The organism is Shewanella sp. 10N.286.45.A1 (assembly GCF_041470405.1).
GTDB lineage: Bacteria > Pseudomonadota > Gammaproteobacteria > Enterobacterales > Shewanellaceae > Shewanella.
The window spans coordinates 1-692 of record NZ_JBFRMK010000452.1; the positions used below are offsets into that span (position 1 = coordinate 1).

Annotated in this window: 1 protein-coding gene; it reads right to left on the minus strand. The window is 35.5% G+C overall.

The genetic code is table 11. The features are described 5' to 3' along the window. Positions 1-13: 13 nt before the first annotated feature. Positions 14-568, minus strand: a complete 555-nt coding sequence (locus tag AB4238_RS22360; protein WP_372035830.1) for a hypothetical protein — start codon at positions 566-568, stop codon at positions 14-16. Between the last annotated feature and the right edge of the window lie 124 nt (positions 569-692).

Here is a 692-nt window from a genome sequence, read left to right on the forward strand (position 1 = left end):
CTATCCTTATACGTTAGTTACCGATTTCGACACTCTCGAAACCATATGCGGATATTAAGCCTATGGTAATGAAATTGTTACCAACTTGCACTTCGTTAAATTCAGAATTAGAAACACAAACATGCCCATTTATTGAAAAAGTAACTTCTTGGGCGATAATTCTCGGAGCGCAGCGCCCTCTATGATTATTATTTATCTTTTCTTTGACTGTTAAGTTAATGTAGCCACTTACTGAATTGATGTTATGCAGTATTTTAGGAACTGCCCCAAAGATAGAAAAAGATAAAAGAGCGGCATATACGATGGGGAAAACTATAAAATAAGACGACTTCCATGTTTTTGTTACTTTAAGAAATACCTTTTTATTTTGTAGATAAGACAGCGAAAACACAATGATCCCGATTATATATACAACAATAAAAGAGATGAAGATAGGTGAGCCATACCCATTATCTATTGTTACCTTTACATCAGAGTTAACAGAATAGAACATTCCTCCAAATACGAAGGTTATTACTACTAATGTGAGTAGTAATACAATTTTCCTAATTATCCACTCAGTCTTCAATTGATAACCCTAGGTAACTAACGCCCGCTTAAGTGGTGAGTAAATGTGTGCCAAAATTGTAGCGAAGCGAAAATGGCACGCGTTTATGAATCTGTCTTAAAGCGTTTGTTGAACGAAGCCGCTC